At 72.2% G+C, this 18,766-nt stretch carries 12 protein-coding genes; 3 read left to right on the top strand and 9 right to left on the bottom strand.

Annotated elements, in window-relative coordinates; translation table 11 throughout:
- Window positions 1–49: 49 nt before the first annotated feature.
- On the bottom strand, window positions 50–1,072 hold the full coding sequence (locus tag OG702_RS03385) for an LLM class flavin-dependent oxidoreductase (protein WP_327287371.1): 1,023 nt from the start codon (window positions 1,070–1,072) through the stop codon (window positions 50–52).
- A 562-nt stretch (window positions 1,073–1,634) separates the two neighbouring features.
- Here OG702_RS03385 and OG702_RS03380 point away from each other — a divergent pair.
- Complete coding sequence (locus OG702_RS03380) at window positions 1,635–5,669, top strand: glycoside hydrolase family 3 C-terminal domain-containing protein (RefSeq protein WP_327287370.1); 4,035 nt, start codon at window positions 1,635–1,637, stop codon at window positions 5,667–5,669.
- Window positions 5,670–5,699: 30 nt separating this feature from the next.
- Here the strand turns inward: OG702_RS03380 and OG702_RS03375 are convergent, their stop codons facing one another.
- Entirely contained in the window at window positions 5,700–6,386 is a 687-nt protein-coding gene (locus tag OG702_RS03375) for a TetR/AcrR family transcriptional regulator (protein ID WP_327287369.1), read from the bottom strand.
- Between the two features lie 110 nt (window positions 6,387–6,496).
- On the opposite strand from OG702_RS03375, the gene OG702_RS03370 reads away from it, so the two are divergent.
- A complete protein-coding gene (locus tag OG702_RS03370; protein WP_327287368.1) occupies window positions 6,497–7,495 on the top strand; it encodes a zinc-binding dehydrogenase in 999 nt (332 codons plus the stop codon).
- A gap of 29 nt (window positions 7,496–7,524) precedes the next feature.
- Here the strand turns inward: OG702_RS03370 and OG702_RS03365 are convergent, their stop codons facing one another.
- Complete coding sequence (locus tag OG702_RS03365) at window positions 7,525–8,274, bottom strand: class I SAM-dependent methyltransferase (RefSeq protein WP_327293069.1); 750 nt, start codon at window positions 8,272–8,274, stop codon at window positions 7,525–7,527.
- Between the two features lie 340 nt (window positions 8,275–8,614).
- On the opposite strand from OG702_RS03365, the gene OG702_RS03360 reads away from it, so the two are divergent.
- The gene (locus tag OG702_RS03360) at window positions 8,615–9,976 is read left to right on the top strand and encodes an MFS transporter (RefSeq protein WP_327287367.1); all 1,362 of its coding nucleotides are present in this window, start codon (window positions 8,615–8,617) and stop codon (window positions 9,974–9,976) included.
- Here the strand turns inward: OG702_RS03360 and OG702_RS03355 are convergent.
- The 6 genes from OG702_RS03355 to OG702_RS03330 form a co-directional block, all read right to left on the bottom strand.
- On the bottom strand, window positions 9,877–12,558 hold the full coding sequence (locus OG702_RS03355; RefSeq protein WP_327287366.1) for a hypothetical protein: 2,682 nt from the start codon (window positions 12,556–12,558) through the stop codon (window positions 9,877–9,879). The two genes, OG702_RS03360 and OG702_RS03355, sit on opposite strands and share 100 nt — an antisense overlap.
- A gap of 417 nt (window positions 12,559–12,975) precedes the next feature.
- A complete protein-coding gene (locus tag OG702_RS03350; RefSeq protein ID WP_327287365.1) occupies window positions 12,976–13,917 on the bottom strand; it encodes a hypothetical protein in 942 nt (313 codons plus the stop codon).
- A 357-nt stretch (window positions 13,918–14,274) separates the two neighbouring features.
- Window positions 14,275–14,883 (bottom strand): sigma factor-like helix-turn-helix DNA-binding protein, encoded by a 609-nt coding sequence (locus OG702_RS03345; RefSeq protein ID WP_327287364.1) that lies wholly within the window; start codon window positions 14,881–14,883, stop codon window positions 14,275–14,277.
- 193 nt (window positions 14,884–15,076) lie between these two features.
- Complete coding sequence (locus OG702_RS03340; RefSeq protein WP_327287363.1) at window positions 15,077–15,931, bottom strand: SDR family oxidoreductase; 855 nt, start codon at window positions 15,929–15,931, stop codon at window positions 15,077–15,079.
- A gap of 103 nt (window positions 15,932–16,034) precedes the next feature.
- Entirely contained in the window at window positions 16,035–17,057 is a 1,023-nt protein-coding gene (locus OG702_RS03335; protein WP_327287362.1) for a DUF4331 family protein, read from the bottom strand.
- Window positions 17,058–17,248: 191 nt separating this feature from the next.
- A complete protein-coding gene (locus OG702_RS03330) occupies window positions 17,249–18,757 on the bottom strand; it encodes an MFS transporter (RefSeq protein ID WP_327287361.1) in 1,509 nt (502 codons plus the stop codon).
- Between the last annotated feature and the right edge of the window lie 9 nt (window positions 18,758–18,766).

Raw genomic sequence — 18,766 nt, 5'->3', positions numbered from 1 at the left:
CCGCCTGGCTGCTTTTCCGGCGACAGGCCGGCTGTCGCGGACTCGCGGGTCAGGCGGCGGCAGGGTGCCAGCCCAGGGCCGGGCCGAGGACGGTGGCGATGTCGGTAAGGATCTGGACGTAGTCGTCGTGGTCGAAGGTGAAGGGCAGCGCGAAGGCGACCTCGTCGATCTCCCGGAAGGCGGCGTGGGCGTGCAGCTGCTCGGCGATCAGCGCCGAGGACCCGACGAGGTCGGGCGCGAACAGCAGCCGGGCGGGGCCGTGCGGTACGGCGGTACGCGGGGTCCGCTCGCGGACGAACGCCTCGTACTTGGCGCGCTGGCGCGGCGAGGCGTTGTCGGTGGGGATGACGACCAGGCCCTGCGAGACGCGGGCCCGCTCCCCGTCGCGGTGGCGGGCGCGGAAGGCCCGGACGTGCGAGAGCTGGATCGCGGCGAAGTCCTCGGACTCCTCGGCCTTGACGACGCTGCTGGTCAGGAAGTTCATGCCGTGCTCGCCCGCCCACCGGGCGGACTGCAGGCTCGCGCCGCCGTACCACATGCGGCTGCCCAGGCCCGGGGCCTGCGGCTGGACGCGGTCGGAGAAGGCCTCGAAGCCCTCGGTGCCGCTGAAGCCGGTGGCGGCCTCGCCGCGTACGAGGTCCAGCAGCCGCTGCACCCGCCGGTGGCTGAAGTCCTCGGCTTCCGCCGTGTCGGGGTAGAGGGCGTCCTTCACCTGGTCGTAGTGCATCGGCGGGCCGACGCTGACGCCGGGATTGAGGCGGCCCCCCGACAGCAGATCGACCGTCGCCAGGTCCTCGGCCAGCCGCAGCGGATTCTCCCAGCCGAGCGGGATCACGGCCGTGCCCAGGCCGATACGGCTGGTGCGCTGGGTGGCGGCCGCCAGCACCGCGACGGGGGAGGAGATCCCGTACTGCAGGTGGCGGTGCCGTACCCAGGCGCTGTCGAAGCCGAGGCGCTCGCCGAGCTCGATGATCTGCAGTGTCGACTCGTGGCCCCGCCGCGGGTCCGCGGGGTCGAACAGGCCGATCGTCAGGAATCCCAGCGCGCGCAACGGCTCCGAGACCAGCGGCATCGCGTTTCTTCTTTCGTCCGTGGCTTGCCTTGCCGAGCACCGCGCCTGGCGGCACGATGACGCCGACGAGTATCGCCGACGCTTCCGCCCGGCCCGTGGAGGCCCCCCGGCCCCGGTGTCCACACCGCCCGGGCCAGGCGCGTGCGGTTCCGGGATCCCGGCGGGGACTTTCGCCGACATTGGACAGAAAAGGCCTCCGGAAGCTCGTGGGTCCTGCTGCCTGTCGGATCCGGAACTTCCCTGTCAGGGGACTTATTTGACGCTTCGTGGGAGTCCTGGGACTCCTGAAGCGAGCCTTGACTTTTGCTCAGATCAAGCTGAACAGTGTGGGTGCGAGTTCTCATCGGTTCGGCGGATGGCGGCGGGCGCGGTCCTTCGTGCACGGAAGGAGACAACGTTGTCAGCTCCGCGATCCGATCGGGGCTGCCTCCGCCACGGCGCCGGCCCCCGCATCGCTCCCGGCTCCCGGTGACCGTGCACCCCGCGCGGGCGGGCCGCACCGGTGCCCGCGTGCTCCCCATGAACCTGCGCCCCAGCCGCGCGTGACGTGAAGGAGACAGTTTTGCGCTCCAGAAGACCCAGAACATCAACCGGCCGCCTGCTGGCCGCCGCGGTCGCGGTGACCGTGGTCGCCGGGGTACCGGTGGCCCAGGCGAGCCCGGACCGTGGCGCGCAGTCCGCCATCTCCGCCACGCAGCCGGTCTACCTCGACACGCACTACACCTTCGCCCAGCGCGCGGCCGACCTGGTGTCGCGGATGACGTCGGACGAGAAGGTGGCGCAGCTCCAGACCAACAACGCCCCGGCCATTCCCCGGCTCGGGGTGCAGCAGTACACCTACTGGAGCGAGGGCCAGCACGGCATCAACCGGCTCGGCGCCGACACCGCCGCGGGCAGCCAGGGCGAGCTCGACGTGACGGCCACCAGCTTCCCGGTGAACTTCGCCTCCACCATGTCCTGGGACCCGCAGCTGACCTACCAGGAGACCACGGCGATCTCGGACGAGGTGCGCGGCTTCCTCGACAAGTCGCTCTGGGGGAAGGGGCAGAACAACCTCGGCCCGTCCGCGTCGGACTACGGCGACCTCACCTTCTGGGCGCCGACGGTCAACATGGACCGCGACCCGCGCTGGGGCCGGACCAACGAGTCGTTCGGCGAGGACACCTACCTGGCGTCCACCATGGCCGGCGCGTTCGTCAACGGTTACCAGGGTCAGACGGCCACCGGCCGTCCCATGACGCCGTACTTGAAGGTCGCGGCGACCGCCAAGCACTACGCGCTGAACAACGACGAGAACAGCAGGCACACCCAGAGCGCGAACACCACCGACGCGAACATCAGGGACTACTACACCAAGCAGTTCGCCTCCCTGGTGGAGGACGCCCACGTCTCCGGCGTCATGACGTCCTACAACGCGGTGAACGGCACGCCGGCTCCCGCGGACACCTACACGGTGAACGAACTGCTGCAGGCCACCTACGGCTTCGGCGGGTACACCACCTCGGACTGCGGTGCCATCGGTGACGTCTACTCCTCCGGCGGCCACAACTGGGCTCCGCCGGGGTGGACGACCAACGGCACGATCTGGACGAACACCGCCACCGGCAAGCAGGTCCCCGCGGCGGCGGGCGGGCAGGCGTTCGCGGTGCGGGCCGGCACCCAACTCAACTGCGCGGGCGGGGAGCTGACCCCGCAGAACATCGACGCGGCGGTCTCGGTGGGCCTGCTCACCCAGGGCGTCATCGACAGCGCGCTGACGAAGCTCTTCACGGTCCGTTTCCAGACCGGCGAGTTCGACCCGGCGAGCAAGGTCGCCTACACCAGGATCACCAAGGCGCAGATCGAGTCGCCCGCCCACCAGGCGCTGGCGGAGAAGGTCGCCGCACAGGACCTGGTGCTCCTGCAGAACGACGAGGTCTCCGGCACCTCGGCTCCACTGCTGCCGGCGAACCCCGCCACACTGAACAACGTCGTCATCGTCGGCAACCTGGCGAACACCACCACGCTCGGCGGCTATTCGGGCAGGCCGTCCCTCCAGGTCAACGCCGTGCAGGGGATCACCGCCGCGGTCAAGGCGGCCAACCCCTCGGCGACCGTGACCTTCGACGCGTGCGGCACCACGACGACCGCCACAACGCCCGCCGCGTGCTCGGACGCGACCCGGACCGCGGTCAGGACGGCGGACCTGGTGATCGTGGCCGTGGGCTCCGACCTCGGCGTGGCCGACGAGGGCACGGACCGGTCGGCGCTGGCCCTGCCGGGCAACTACGACTCGCTGATCAGCCAGATCGCCGACCTCGGCAACCCGCGGACGGCGCTGGTCATGCAGGCCGACGGCCCCTACGACATCCAGGCCGCGCAGAAGGCCTTCCCGGCGATCGTCTTCAGCGGCTACAACGGCGAGAGCCAGGGCACGGCGCTGGCCCAGGTGCTCTTCGGCCGGCAGAACCCCTCCGGACACCTGGACTTCACCTGGTTCGCCGGTGACTCGCAGCTCCCGTCCATCGACAACTACGGGCTCACCCCGTCCCAGACCGACGGACTCGGCCGCACGTACATGTACTCCACCGGGAAGCCGACCTACCCGTTCGGATACGGCCTGTCCTACTCGCGGTTCGGCTACTCGCACGTGCGGGTCGGACCCGGTTCCGTCGCTGCAGACGGCACGGTGGACGTCAACTTCGACGTCACCAACACCGGTACGGTCGCGGGCTCGACGGTCGCACAGCTCTACGTGGCGCCGCAGTTCACGGTGCCGGGGGCGGAGTTGCCGAAGGAGCAGTTGGCGGGCTTCAAGAAGACGTCGGTGCTCGCGCCGGGCCGCAGCCAGCACGTGCGGCTGCCGGTGAGGATCGCCGACCTCAGCCAGTGGGACGAGAGCGCCCTCAAGCAGGTCGTCCACGACGGCGCCTACCAGTTCAGGGTCGGGCCCGACTCCGCCACCGTGGCCGGCTCCGGCACGGCGCGGGTGCACGGTGCCATCACCCCGCGGGTGCGGACGGTCACCGTCCAGCCGGACCAGGTGGTCTTCACCGCGGGTGACACGCTCGACCTGACCGGTAAGGACCCGTGGATCGCGCCGGACACGGACGCCACGCTCGAACAGGAGCACGCCGCCGCCGACCACATCGTCGAAGCGGCCGACAACGACCAGTCGTTCGCCGACCTGTCCCGGGCCCACGTCACGTACCGCAGCAGCGACCAGCGGGTCGCCACGGTCAGCCGCACCGGCGTGGTCACCATGCGGGCACCCGGCGCCGCGACGATCGAGGTGACGGTGAACGGCGTGACCGGTACGGCGCCGATCGTGGTGCAGGACCCGTTCACGCTGCAGGCGGCAGGCATCGTCAAGCCGAACACCACCGTCACCGCGACGGCGACGTTCGCCAACACCGGCCGGCAGGCCGTCCGCGGCCTGTCGTTGCGCCTGACGTCGCCGGACGGCTGGACGGCGACCCCGACGTCGCCGGTGACGCTGTCCCGCGTCGCTCCCGGCCAGAAGGTGACGGCCACCTGGAGCGTCAGAGTTCCCGGCACCGCGAGTCCCGGCACCAAGGCGGAGCTGGCCGCGTCGGCGGCGTTCACCGGCGGGGCCGGCGCCTCCTCGGAAGCGGCGGTCAGCCCGCTCACCGTCACCTCGGGCGCCACCCCCGAACAGGTCACCCCGGTGGTGACCGGGATGAGCCCGCCGGCCGGTTCGCTGCACGTGGTCCTGCACAACCCGTCCGACAGCCCCACCACGGTGACGGCGGTCACCTGGAAGCTCGGCAGCAGGACGGGCACCCAGCCGGTCAGCGCGACCATCGCCCCGCAGGGCTCGGCCACGGTGGACGTGCCGGTGACGGACGTCACGTTCGCCACCATCTACCCGTTCACGGTGACCAGCGTCATCTCCGGCGACCTTTCCTCCGAGGCCTTCTCCGGGCACGTCACCTTCCTGCCGGTGGTCAACAAGAGCCTCGGCACCTCCTGGACGCTCGACCAGGTCAAGGACGGCCCCTCGGTGGACCTGGCCACCACCGCCGACGGGACGTGGGAGACCCTGGACGCCTCGCAGCCGTACGGGGGTGCGGCGGACCTGTCGGGCAAGGTGTGGCTCGACTGGGACGCCACGAACCTCTACCTCACCGCCGACCTCACCGACGACGTCTTCTCCGAGCCCGCCACCGGAGCCGACATCTGGCAGGGCGACTGCCTGCAGTTCGCGGCCACGTCGGGCGTGCCCGGCGCCTCCGCCACCGAGAGCACCGCCTCGGTCAACGGGCACTACGAGTACGGAGCCGCACTCACCTCGGCCGCCGCCCAGCTCTACCGCTGGACCGCACCGACCGAGGGCAGCGGGCAGGTCACGAACGCGACCGTCCACGTCACCAGGGACGACGCGACCCACACCACGCTGTACGAGGTCGCGCTGCCCTGGAGCGACCTGACCTCGGTCCAGCCCACGGCCGACAACGTGTTCTCCTTCGCGCTGGACGTCAACGAGAAGGACAACGGCGTACGCAAGGGCTACACCCAGTGGGGCGACGGCATCGGCTCCAGCAAGGACGTCGCCGGCTTCAACATGGCCCAGCTGATGCCCGCGAACGCGTCGTAGACCCGTCGCGGGCGGGCAGGACCCGCACGATCACGGCGTGGCAGGAGCACGCCTGAGCTCCGGCACGGCCGCCCGGCGCTCTCCGGAACCCTCTCCCGACGGTTCCGGAGAGTGCCGGGCGAGCGTGTCCCAGGCGGCCATCGCCCACATGACGACCGTCTCCAACTCGGCGCGACCGGCGCCGTCGCGGGCCTGTACGGAGAGGCCCTGGACCACGGTGGTGTAGTAGCGCGCGATGCCGTCGAGGGCGGCGGCCGGCGCGGTGAGGTCGCCGTCGGCCGCGCCGCGGACGAGGCGGTCGCGGATCGTGGTGTGCATGTCGCGCCGGATGTCCGCCAGGAACTCCCGGACGGCGTGGTTCTCCACGGCGCCGGTGGGCGCCGCCAGGATGAGCATGCAGCCGTGCGGGGTGTCGGGTCGGGTGATCTCGTCGGCGGTGGCGCGCAGCATGGCGTGGATCGCGCCGCGCGCGGTCGGCTGCTCGCGCAGCGCGCGCCTGGGCGGCTCGCCGGACGTCGTGCCGTAGAGCGCCATGACCTTGCGGAACAGCTCCTCCTTGCTGCCGAAGCAGGCGTAGATGCTAGCCGACGCGATGCCCATCGCCTGGGCCAGGTCGTTGAGCGAGGTGCCTTCGTAGCCGCGTTCCCAGAACAGGTCCAGCGCCCTGCGCAGGGCGGTGTCCGGGTCGAATGTGCGTGGCCTGCCGCGAGCAGCCATCCGGCGTTCCTCCGAACTTCTTTGACGTTCGATCAACTTTACCCGGACCTGCGCTAGTGTGGCCCGCGCCACTTGTTTGTCGTTCGATAAATAAAAGGAAATCGATCGCCATGAGCATCCCCGCCACCATGCGCGCCCTGCAACAGACGTCGCTGAACGGCCCGCAGGACCTGCGGCTGCTCACCGGCGCGCCGGTCCCGAGCCCGGGTCCGGGCGAGGTGCTGATCCGGGTCACGGCCGCCGGCGTCAACTTCGTCGACCTCTCGCAGGCCCGCGGCACCTTCGCGGGCGGCCCGCAGCCGCCTTACCTCGCCGGTATCGAAGGCGCCGGTGAAGTCGTCGCCCTGGGCGAGGGAGTGGCCGGCCCGGAGCTCGGGACCCGCGTCATCGGCGCCGGCGTCAAAGGCGGCGCCTTCGCGGAATACATGGTGCTGCCCGCGGCCGCCGCGGTTCCGGTGCCGGCCGGCTGGGCCGACGAGCAGGCTCTGGGACTGGTCGTCAACTGGCCGACCGCGCTGGCGGCCCTCAAGCCGCTGGGCGGTCTCACCGCAGGTCAGACCGTGCTGATCCACGCGGCGGCCGGCGGGACCGGCCAGGCCGCGGTGAAGATGGCCAAACACTACGGTGCCACGGTGATCGCGGCCGCGTCCCCCCACAAGCACGACGTGGTACGGGCGTTGGGCGCCGACCACGTCGTCGACTCCCGCAGCGGCGACCTCGCCGCCGAGGTCCTCCGGCTGACCGGCGGCGCCGGCGTCGACCTGGTGCTTGAGTCGGTCGGCGGCGCCACCCTCGGTGCCAGCCTGGCCGCGGCCAGGCGGGTCACCGGCCGGGTCGTGGTCTACGGCCTGGCCGGCGGTGAGGCCGCCGTCAGCAACCGGGAGCTGGTCTACACGCACCAGATCCACCTCATCGGCCTGAACATCGGCACCCTGATCCAGGCCGCACCGCGGATCTTCGGCGAGGTCATGGGCGAGCTGTTCGGGCTCATGGCGGCCGGGGTGCTCGGTCCGAGCGAGCCCACCGTGTACGAGCTGGCCAAGGGGCCAAAGGCGCTCGCGGAACTCGAAGCGCGGGCCACCGTGGGCAAGTTGGCGCTGCGACCCTGAACACGCCGTGGGCAGCCCTGGCGTCGCTGTCAGCCGGACCTCTCCTCGGGATCGCGGCGGAACAGCGCCGTCCACAGGAACGCCTCGCCGAACAGCGCCGACCCGGGCGGCTCCTGGTGCATCCGGCGCAGCCGGACCTCGGTCAGGGCGGAGAAGATCCGGCGCAGTGACTCCGGGGTGTAGGCGAGGCCGCCCTGGAGGTCGAGCGCGCGGTAGAGGTCCGCGTCCGAGAGCTCCGAGCCCATCGCGCCGGCCGCGAAGCAGGTGAGCGCGAGGTGGCCGCGGGGCGCGAGCACGCGGTCGAGGAGCGCCAGATAGCTCACCCGGCGGTGCGGGGGCAGGTGGTGGAAGCACCCCGAGTCGACGATCAGGTCGTACGGGCCGCTCAGCTCCTGGCCGACGAGGCGGAAGGCGTCGCCGCACGCGAAGCGGACGTCGGCCCCGGCCTCGCGCGCCCGGTCCTCGGCCCACCCGACGGCGGCCGGGGAGAGGTCGAGTCCGTCGACCTCGAACCCCCGGGACGCGAGGAACAACGCGTTCCGCCCCGGACCGCAACCGAGATCGAGCGCCCGGCCCGGGAGGATCAGCCCCTGGTCGAGGTAGCCGGCCAGGCTCTCGTCGGGTTTGGCCACGAAGAACGGCACCGCCCTCGCACGGTCGGCGTAGAAGCCGTCCCAGAGGGCCGCGCCGTCCGCTGTGCGCACCCGGCCGTCAGGACTGCTGAACAACCCGTCCAGGAGAGCGAAGACATCCTCGGCACTGCGTACGGTCCGGTCCACCGGGCCCTCTTTCTGCACGGTGCGAGCGTAGGGCCGGCATCGATGAATGACCAGGTCAGTGCCGGTGCGGCGATGTCGCTGGCGGGTCGCCGGCGGGAGCGGAAGGCGGCGGTGGGACATGGGTCCGCCGCCGGCGCGGGAGAGTGCCGGCGCCCCGGCCAGGGGCCGTGCAGGGGGCTTCGAGGCCGGGGCGTGGCGGAGTTCTCGTGCCCGCCGCCGGCCGGACGGGGCGGGGCGGCCCGCCGCACGCCTGTCGGGTGCTCACCGCCGCAAGTGGGCCAGGACAACGGGGTCGTAGTGGGTCTGAACAGCGGCCCACATCGCCGGTAGCGTCGTGCGCATGACGAATCGCCCGCAGCGCTCCCTGGCACTCGCCCAGCTCGCCAACTCCGTTGGTGACGGCGCCTTCTATACGACGTCCGCGCTGTACTTCACCCGGGTCGCCGGGCTGGGGCCCGCGCGGGTGGGGCTCGGGCTGACCCTCGCGTGGGCGGTCGGGTCGCTGGTCGGGGTGCCGCTCGGGCGGGTTGCCGACCGGTGCGGGCCGCGCGGCACCTCGGTGCTGCTGGCCGCGGCCACCTCGGCGGCGGTGGGCTCCTTCCTGCTGGTGCAGGGCTTCGCGGTGTTCGTCGCCGCGGCGTGCGCCTACACCGCCGCGCAATCGGGGCTGGCGGCGGCCCGGCAGGCGCTGCTGGCGCGGCTGGTGCCGGCCGGTGAGCGGACCGGACTGCTGGCGCGGCTCCAGTCGACGCTGAACGGCGGCCTCGCGGTCGGCGCGGCCCTCGGCGGGTTCGCGCTGAGCGTCGGGACCGCCGCGGCCTACCGGGGCGCGCTGGCCCTGGACGCGGCCTGCTTCCTCGGGTGCGCGCTGCTCCTGCTGCGGCTGCCGCGGGCGGCACCGCCCGCGGCAGCACCGGCCGTCGCGGTCGTGGGACAGGCCCGGCACCCGGGGATACTGCGCGACCGGCCGTACGTGCTCGTCACGCTGCTCAACGCGGTGCTGATGCTGCGGCTGCCGCTGCTGAGCCTCGTCCTGCCGCTGTGGATCACCGAGCGCACCGAGGCGCCGGCGTGGCTGGCGTCGGGTCTGTTCGTCCTCAACACCCTCGCGGTCACGCTCTTCCAGGTGCGGGCGGCACGAACCGTCAGCGGGCTCGGCAGCGCGCTGCGGGCACTGCGGCGGTCGGGGGTGGTGATGCTCGCCTGCTGCGCGGTCTTCGCCCTGTCGGCGGGACGCTCGGCGGGGCCGGCGGCGGCCGTCCTGGTGGCCGGCGCGGTGTTGCAGGTGATCGCCGAGATGCAGCAGTCGGCGGGCTCCTGGCAGCTCTCGTTCGACCTGGCCCCCGCGGACCGGGTCGGCGAATACCAGGGCTTCTTCGGCACCAGCGTGACGGTCGCCCGCACGCTGGGGCCGCTGGTACTGACCACCCTGCTGCTGGACTGGGGCACACCGGGCTGGCTGCTGCTCGGCGCGCTGATGGTGGTGGCCGCCTACGCCACCGGGCCCGCCGCCCGCTGGGCCGACGGGCGAGAGGCCCGGCACTCCCGAGGGTGGAGTGCCGGGCCGCAGCCGGCAACGGGCCTCGGCGGCGGGGAGGTCGCTCAGCTTCGGGTGCTGAAGCCGTCCAGGGTGGCGTACTGCCCGGAGAGCTTGGTCACCACGATGGTGTGCGTGCCCGACGCGAGCACGCCGGAGGTGTAGACCGCGACGTTCGCGTGGCGCGCACCGTCGCTCGGCAGCGTGCTGACGACCTGCTGCGACCCGCCATCGATGGTGACGCCGAGGTCTCCCTGGTCGGTGAACTGCTCGCCGTACACCTGGACCTGGGTCCCGGTGAAGGTGAGGGACGCCGTTGACGCGTTGGCCGTCGCGTAGTGGATGTCGTTCGAGTAGTCGCCGTAGCTGCGGCCGCTCGCGTAGGAGAAACCGCTGTAGGCGATCCGGCTGTCGGTGTCGTCGAGGCGGGTGGTGCCCGGGGCCGGGGGAGTGAGGGAGATCTGCCCGGCCGTGGTGCCGGACGGGATCGGCACGATCATGAAGCCCCGCGACAGGTGGGTCACGTTGGCGGCCTGGGTGCTCCCCACGTACACCGGGGTCGAGGAGCTGAAGCCCTCACCGGCCAGCAGGACCTGCGTCGCGTTGGACGTGGGGGACACGTAGAAGATCCGCGGACTCACCGACAGCACCGGCGAGAAGGAGCCGGAACCCGCGCCCGCGGAGCTGAACAGCGAACCGGGGACGTCGCCAGGCCTGGGGGTCGCGGAGATCGAGGTGTTGCCGCTCGCGTGCGTGTCGACCGGCTGGGCGCAGGGGTAGGACTGGACGTTCGCGGAGAAGTAGTTGCCGGTGATCCAGAAGTGACCGGTCGGACTGCAGCCGCCCTGCGAACTGCCGCCGGCGCCGAAGGCGACGTTGCCCTGCCAGTTGACCCACTCCGAACCGGCGTCGTCGTAATAGGTGAAGTTGGTCGTCGGGCCGTCGTAGGCGACATTGCCGGTGACCTGCAGGCCCTTGGCCAGTGTCTGCACCGGGTCGATCGTGGTGCCGCCCGACTGGTAGACGTACTGCGCCTGGTGGCCCTCGACGTAGATGGCGCCGCCGTCGCTGCGGACCGACAGGTAGTCATGGAGGATGTTGTTGCTGATGGTGTTCGAACTGTTGATGTTGGTGCTGTTCTGCGGGGTGCTGGCCTGGTCGACGTGGCCCTGGACGACGCCGGCGGTGATGCCGGTGTACGGCAGGTCGTAGAGGTCGTTGCGGGTGATGGTGGTGTGCTGGGAGAACAGCAGGGTGATGCCGCTGGCCGAGGAGTAGTCCGTGCCGATGTGGTGGATGACGTTGTCCGACACCGTGGTCCCGGTGAGGATCTCGTTGGTGCCGATCGTGTCGCCGCTGACGGCCGAGGGGTCGGGGGTGCAGTTCTGCTTGATTCCCGCGGCCTCGGAGGAGTCGGTCGGCAGCGGGTCATGAGTGCAGCCGAGCAGCAGCGCGGTGGACGCGGTGTCGGTGAACTCGTTGCCCTGGATCAGGGTGTTGGCCGATCCGTACATCACGCTCAGTGCGGCGCCGCCGAGTTCGGCGAAGCGGTTACCGGTGAGGGTGACGTTCCTGGCGGCACTGAACGCGACGTTCGCCAGGGGCTGGGTCAGCGAGCCCCACGGACAGGAGCCGGCGGGGGTGGAGAAGGTGCACATGCCCTGGTTGTTCGCGCCGGTGATCCGCAGATTGCTCTGCACATCGGCGAACCCGGCGCTCGTGGAGGGCGCGTTCCAGGTCGCGTACGAGAACTGCAGGCCGCTGAAGCTGACGTCGTGCAAGGGCGCCGCGAGCGTGCCGGCGCCGCGCAGCAGCGATTCGAGGCGCGGCAGCTCCACGTCGAGAGCGGACATCTGCTGGCCGGACAGCGGCTTGTAGTACAGCGTGCCGCCGGCGGCGTCGAGGAACCACTGCCCCGAGCCGACCAGAGCCCGCGCGTTCTCGATCAGCGCGGGCATCGTGCTGTTCCCCATGGACGGCAGGCCGCCGCTGCCCTGCGCGAAGGACGCCCTGGCGGTCACGTCGGTCCAGCACGGCTGGCTCATCTTCAACGCGCCGGTCGCCGCGGAGAAGCTCGCCACCCGGCATCTCGACTCGGTCCAGGGCCCGTTGCCACCGGGGTAGTCGAACTCGACGCCGGCCACCTGGCTCGCGGTCAGCGACCCGAACCACGTCATCGCCGCCTGGTCGCCGGAGACCGTGTAGCCGGTCGAGGACCCGGTCCACGAGCCCCGGAAGCCCAGGCTGGCCGGTGACGCCTGGGCGACCGGCACCTCGTGGCCGCCGACGTACAGCTGGCGGCTGTTGCTGCTCGTGGGCACCGGGGCGGACCACACACCGCTCGATCCGACCTGCGTCCATCCGGTGACCTGCGAGGCCCCCGAGACGACCGGGTGTGCCCCCGGCGCCGCCTTCCACACCACGGGATGGCCCGCGGCGCCGGAGTCGGCCGCGCCGAGGGTCCACGTGCTCGACAGGCGGTACGTCCCGTCGGCCAGCAGCACGGTGACGTCCGCCGAGCTGTTCGCCGCGCGCTGCGCCCGCACCGCGCTCTGGGCAGCCGGCAGGGCGCACGGCGACGCCGAGGAGCAGGCCGAACCCGAGCCGGACGGCGAGGCGTAGACCGTCACGGCGGTCGCGGCGGTGGCGGACTGCACCGCGGGAGCCACCGCGGCCAGACTGAGGATGGTCCCGACGGGGCCGACGCGGCGCAGCAGCCTCCGCATGACCGAGCCTTGTGGTGACACGGGTGGTCCTTCCCTGGTTCGGATGAGCGGCCCGCCGGTACCCGGGGAGCGGGGCGGGCGGTGAGCCGCGGGTGGGGGGTGGGGGGAGCTCGTGCCCGCATCGAGCGGGCGCTCCCGGTGTTTACATCCGATGTTTGCTGAATATTCGGCCCGCGCGTATCCGCTGTCAAGGGATCGCGCACAGCCGCCTGTCGGGGCGCGAGTCCGCTGCCCACGAGCGAAGTTGGCTGCCGGTGGCCCCGCCCTCGTGGCGGACGGGCTGACAAGGTCGCGGGCTGTCGGGAGTCCCTAACATCGGATATCCCGGCTGCTCGGCGACGCTTGGCGGAGCCGTACACGTGATGTCTAATAACAGGCCCTAGGCGACCGCGGCCCGTCCGTACCGCAGAACAACAGAAGCAGCGGTGGGGCAAGGGGTCACGGGCCGGGGGAGGAGTCCGCCACGGCTCGGCGCAGTTGTTCCATCTTGGGCGGGAGCAGGCGGGCGAGCTCGTGACGGTGGCGGCCGGACGCGTACGCACGGGCCAGGCCTCTTGCCTCCAGGGGCAGGCCGGGCGGGCGCATGGTCGCGCGGCCCTGGTCGTCGAGCCGGCCGCAGTGGTTGGACCGCAGGCTCACCCACAGCGCGGTGGCCGCGCCTTGCAGGGGAGCGGTCAACTCCGCACGCAGGGGCAGCCACTGCCGCAGTGCCGCCGCGGTCAGCGCGGACAGGGGCACGACGTCGGGCCCGGCAGATGTCGCGGTGGCGGTGGCGTGCTGCGGTCGCCGGTGCAGGTGCGCATGGGACAAGTCCTCGTCGAGGTGGGTGAGGTGCTGGCCGGCCAGCTCCCCGGCGCGGGCCGCGGTGTCAAGCACCATGGCGACGAGCGCGACGAATCGCGCCTGGCCGGGGTCGAGCCGCGCGGACAGGGCGTCACCGATCAGGCGCCGCAGTTCCGCGACCTCCCGGGCGTGCGGGGTCGGCCGGAGCGTGACCGGCGGGCGGGTGCCCGGCTCGCGGCCCCAGGGTGCTGCGGTCGTCTGCAGCCGGGGGCGCCCGGTCGCGGAGAGCAGCAGGTCGACGCAGTCCCTGCGGGCCTGGTTGGTCGCGCGGCTGGTGGGCGGCCTGCCGCCGCCGACCAGCCGTTCCCTGAGCAGGCCGGACTCGGCCACCTCGAAGTAGCGCCGCAGGAGCGGGGGGTCGAGCAGCGCGCCCAGGCCGGCGCGGGCCGGCTGGAAGCCGTCGGTGTCCAGGAGCCGGCACAGCTCGCCGCGGAACGCGCGGAGCTGGCGCCGCCGGGAGGTGCCCACCGGCGGCATGGCGTCGAGCAGCCGGTCGAGGGCGCGGATCGAGGCGTACATCCGGTGATTGTTCCGCATCGGGGCGGACCTGATGTGCCGTCGGGTCGCCGACCGCTTCCGCGGCGGCCCGGATCGCCGGGCGTGATGCCTGCGCGGAGGAGTGGGCGCCCAGGTGTGGGGCGCCCGGCCGCCCTAGGGGGGCGTGGACGGCCGGGCGCGGCCAGGCGGTCGCTGCCGCCAGGTCCCCGAGGGGACATCGGCACCCTTGGGGGCCATGGATTCGCGTGCCCGGGAAGGGGACGGCCACACCTCTTTGATGTCACGGGATTTCCGGCGGTCCCTGGCGGAGGCCGGCGCGTCCGGCGCGGGGGCGGTCGGCGAGCGGGTGCCCGCTGCGAACGCGGTGCAACGGTCGGCACGCGTGCCCGCCGGGGGTCATTCGACGCGGGAGAGCCTGTCGGGATCGGCCACGACGTAGACTCCGCAGACCTGATCGCTGCCCGGGGTGAGGTCGAGGACGACGAAGGCCCGCCTGCCGTGGCCGTCGGACAGCAGCGCCGACGGGTCACCGTCGACGCTGCGGTAGGCGACGTCGAGGTCCTGGCGGAAGCGATGGGCGCCGGCGACGAGGACGCGGGCGACCTTGTCCCGGCCGTGGAACGTACGCATGCCGCCTGCCGGAGGGCCCTTGCCGGCACCGTCGCCCCACAGGGTCACCTCCGGGGCCAGGATCCGCAGCAGCGCGTCGACGTCGCCGTTGCGGGCGGCGGCCAGGAAGCGTCCGGTGAGCTGCCGGCGGGCGCCCGGGTCCGGCTCGTGGCGGGGGCGCCTGGCGTGGACGTGCTCGCGGGCGCGGTGGGCGACCTGGCGGACCGCCGCCGCGGAGCGGCCGAGGATGCCGGCGACCTCGCTGTGCGTGTAGCCGAACACTTGGTGCAGGACGAACACCCCGCGTTCCGGCGGCGGGAGAGTCTCCAGGGCGACCAGCAGCGCCATCGAGACGGGCTCGGCGCGCACCACGGACTCGGCGGCGAGTGCGTTCACCGCCAGCTGATCTGGTGCCGTCTCGTGCGGGCCGTCCTGGGGTATGGCCGCCGATGAGTCTGACGGGGGGTAGGACATCTTCCCGGCCTCTCGTTGCGGATGCGTTCGCCGCTGAGAGCCTTCCGGGACCCGGAGTGTGACACCGTTCCGGGGGGGCGCGGTCCCGGCGCCCGCGCCCCCCGGCGGCGGGACGTTACGCCACCGCTTGTGGCGCGGTCACCGTGAAGGCGTCCACGTGGTCCGCGGCCCACTCGGTGAACGTGCGGGCGGGGCGGCCGGTGACCTTCTCGACGGTGTCGGCGACCGTACGGCCCACCTCAGGGGTGTGCTCGTACATCTCCAGCAGGAAGCCGATGAGGTCCTCCGGCTTGCCCGCCGCCCGCCATTCGGCGACGGCCTGCTCCTCGGTGAGCTCGACCAGGGTGATCTCCTGGTGGCGGGCGGCCGCGATCGTCGCCACCTTCCTGCCGACCGTCAGCACCTCGGGGCCGGTGATCACGTACTCCTGGCCCCCGTGGCCCTCCTCGGTGAGCGCGACGGCTGCGACGGCGCCGATGTCGCCCTCGTGGACCATGGCGCTGCGCCGGGAGACGAACGGCTCGCGGACCTCGTCGGCGGACACGATCCCTTCGGCCCACTCCAGCGCGTTGGCCATGAACTCCACCGGCATCAGCACCGTCCAGGCGATGCCGTCCTCGCCGCGCACGGCGTCCTCCAGCGGGGACGGTGCGCCGTTGTGCAGCACGGTGACCCTGCGTACGCCGGCCTCGCGGGCGAGTTTGAGGATCTGCGGGCCGGTCTCCAGCGGGGTCCAGGCCCCGGAGAAGGCGATCAGGTGGACGCCGGTGACGCCCTCCAGGGCGGGCAGCAGGCCGTCGGGTTCGGTCAGGTCGCCCTCGAACACCTCGACGCCGGCCGGGAAGGCGGCCGCCGACGCGTCGCGGGTGAGTGCGCGCACCGCGTGGCCGCGAGCGAGCAGTTCGGTGACGACCTGACGGCCGACCGTTCCGGTGGCGCCGGTGACAAGAATCTTCTGCGTGTGGTTCATGACCCGACCGTAGGGAGCCTTGCGGTCAGTTCCGGTCCGCAAGGCCCCGGCCGGGAGGCGGCGACCCGGACCGTCTCCCCGGGCCGCCGCAGGGTGCCGCGGGCTACGCCGGTACGACGTAGGGGAAGCGGTCGGCCCGCTGGCCCTTGGCGACGGCGGGGGTCAGCCCGGAGGGTACGGCGGTGTTGGTGACGAGGCAGAGCATCGCCTCGGGTGCGTTGTCGGCGTGGGTGCGGCCGTTGCGGGTGGCGAAGCCGAAACTGGCGGGGGTGCCGACCACGTAGGGCAGCACGTCGGGGAACAGCTGCCGGGAGACGGTGTGCCCGTAGCCCTCGGGGTCCGCCGAGGTGCCGGTCTTCGCCACGACGGTGGCGACCTGCTCGGCGATGAGCGCGCCGGCGGCGGCCAGGTCCTCCGAAGGGTGCCTGGTGTTGGCGGGGTTTGAGAAGTCCGTGTCGCCCGGCCAGAAGATCGGCCACATCATCGGGTGGCCCGCGCGGTTGATCTGCCGCCATCCGCCGGCGTCGGTGGCCAGCTTGGTCGCGCTCCACACGCCGATACGTGTGCCGGGCCGCAGCTGCGCGTCGGCGTGCGGGATCTCCAGCACGATGGTCTCGACGGAGGTGCCGGCGAAGGTGTTCTTCGCCGCCTGCGGGCGCCAGGCCGACAGGTCCACCGCGGTGCCCTTGCCGACGGCGCCGTTGACGATGGCGAGCAGCGACAGGTCGATGTAGAAGGGGTCGGCGATACGGCCGGCCCACACGCGGACGTCGCCGGCGGTGGCGGTCTCGCCGGTGCGGCCTTCGAGCACCAGGTCGCCCTCGGCGGTGTCCTCGCGCGCGTCGCCGCCGGTGAGGGTGTGCATCCGCAGGGTCTGCCGGCCGTCGCTGTCCGCGTCACCGAAGGTGAACCGGTAGGTCAGGGTCTCGGTCTCGGCGCCGTCGAGGTGCACCTTGAACTCGTAGCGGGCCTCGGGGTGGAAGCCCGGCTGGGCGTAGACGCCGGTGATGTCGGAGTTGACGTCCATGGCGAGGACGGTGCTGTTCTCGCCGGGGAAGACGTACAGGTCGTCCAGGTAGAGCTGGCCGTTCTGGGCCGCGAGCGGGGTGTCGAGATGATGGGACATGGCGGGTCCGTTTCGTTTTCGCGGTCTCGGGCGTGCCGGTGGCGGGTCGCCGGGTCCCGGGCGGGGGCCGCGGGCGCGCCGTCATCACCATCGTCCCCGCCGCCGCGGCGGCTCCTTGTCGGCCAATCAGGTAGACCTTGCCGGCGCCCGGCCGGCCCGTGCGGCGGAGGGCGCTTCGTGCCGGGCGGGCCTCAGCGTTCGATGTCGCGCTCGCGTACCAGCCACACGGCCAGGACCGCGGAGGCGAAGCAGACCAGCGAGCCGAGGTAGACCACTTGGTTGAACCCGACGAGGAAGCCTTCGCGGGCCGCGTTCCTGACGGACTGCCTGGCCTGCGGGGGGAAGGCGGCGAGCGCCTGGTCAAGATTCCCCGAGGACGCGGCCTCGACGAGGTCCCGTGGATGGCTGCCGCCGGCGGCGGGTGTCCCGGCCGTCAGTTCCCTGACCTTCTTCTCGCCCCGGGCCACGAAGATCGCCCCCCACACGGCGATCCCCACCGAGATGCCCACCTGGCGGAAGGTGTCGTTGACACCGGCTGCCATCCCGCTCTGCCGCTTGGGCACCACGCTCACCGCGACATCCGCGATGACCGGGTTGATCAGCCCGGTTCCCGCACCGGCGATGACGAACCCGGCCAGCAGCGTCTTCCAGTCGTCGCCGGGTTCGACCCCGCCCATGAGGTACAGGCCGAGCCCGACGGCCGTCAGGCCGACCCCGAGCAGCACCCGCGCCGGCACCCGCGACAGCAGCAGGCCGGCGATCGGCGAGGCCAGGAAGCTCACCGCGGTGATCGGCAGGTAGCGCAGGCCGGTCGCGAAGGGGGTGAGCCCGAGGTAGTCCTGCAGGTAGAGCGTCAGGTAGAGGAAGAGCGCGAAGAGCGAGCTCGACACCCCGAACGCCGCCATCTGCACGCCGGTGAAGGCGTGCCGGCGGAAGAGGCGCAGCGGGAGCATCGGCTCGGCGACCCGGGACTCGATCAGGATGAAGGCCGCCATCAGCGCCGCGGACCCCGAGATGAGCGAGAGGATCATCGTGCTGCTCCACCCCTCGTCGTTGCCCCTGACCATCGCCAGTACCAGCAGGAAGAGGGAGCCGCTGAACGCCGCGACCCCGGCCCAGTCCACCCGTGTCGCGTCGGGGTCGCGGGTCTCCCGCAGCCGGGTGAAGGTGATCAGCAGGGTGATCGCTCCGATCGGCACGTTCAGGTAGAAGATCGACTCCCATCCCAGCCCGTCGGTCAGCGCCCCGCCGATGAGCGGTCCCACCGCGACCGCCACGCCGATCGTCGCTCCGTACCACCCCATCGCCACGCCCCGCTCCCGGCCTGCCGGGAACTCCTGCGCGACCAGCGCGAGGGAGACCGCGAACATCGCCGCCCCGCCGACCCCCTGGACCGCCCGTGCCACGTTCAGGAACGTGGGGTTGGGCGCCAGCGCGCACAACAGCGAGGCCACCGAGAAGATCGTCAGCCCCCAGGCGAAGATCTTCCTGCGCCCCAGCCGGTCGGCGAGCGAGCCGGCCGTCAGCACCAGTGCGGCCAGCGTCAAGGTGTACGCGTCCAGCACCCACTGCAGGTCCGTGAAGCTGGCGTTCAGGTCCTTCCGGATCGACGGCAACGCCACATTGACCACGGTGATGTCGAGCAGCAGCATGAATGTCGCCACCGACACCGCGATCAGAGTCCACCACTTGCGCTCCACGCCCGGTCG

This window comes from Streptomyces sp. NBC_01198 (assembly GCF_036010485.1).
Lineage (GTDB): Bacteria > Actinomycetota > Actinomycetes > Streptomycetales > Streptomycetaceae > Actinacidiphila.
Note: the sequence above shows the minus strand (reverse complement) of the source record. Positions and strands in the feature narration are given on the sequence as shown.

Coding starts and splice junctions, on each gene's coding strand:
- OG702_RS03350 (WP_327287365.1), bottom strand. CDS start 13,917: ATGCGGAACAATCACCGGATGTACGCCTCGATCCGCGCCCTCGACCGG.
- OG702_RS03335 (WP_327287362.1), bottom strand. CDS start 17,057: ATGTCCCATCATCTCGACACCCCGCTCGCGGCCCAGAACGGCCAGCTC.
- OG702_RS03340 (WP_327287363.1), bottom strand. CDS start 15,931: ATGAACCACACGCAGAAGATTCTTGTCACCGGCGCCACCGGAACGGTC.
- OG702_RS03385 (WP_327287371.1), bottom strand. CDS start 1,072: ATGCCGCTGGTCTCGGAGCCGTTGCGCGCGCTGGGATTCCTGACGATC.
- OG702_RS03360 (WP_327287367.1), top strand. CDS start 8,615: ATGACGAATCGCCCGCAGCGCTCCCTGGCACTCGCCCAGCTCGCCAAC.
- OG702_RS03370 (WP_327287368.1), top strand. CDS start 6,497: ATGAGCATCCCCGCCACCATGCGCGCCCTGCAACAGACGTCGCTGAAC.
- OG702_RS03375 (WP_327287369.1), bottom strand. CDS start 6,386: ATGGCTGCTCGCGGCAGGCCACGCACATTCGACCCGGACACCGCCCTG.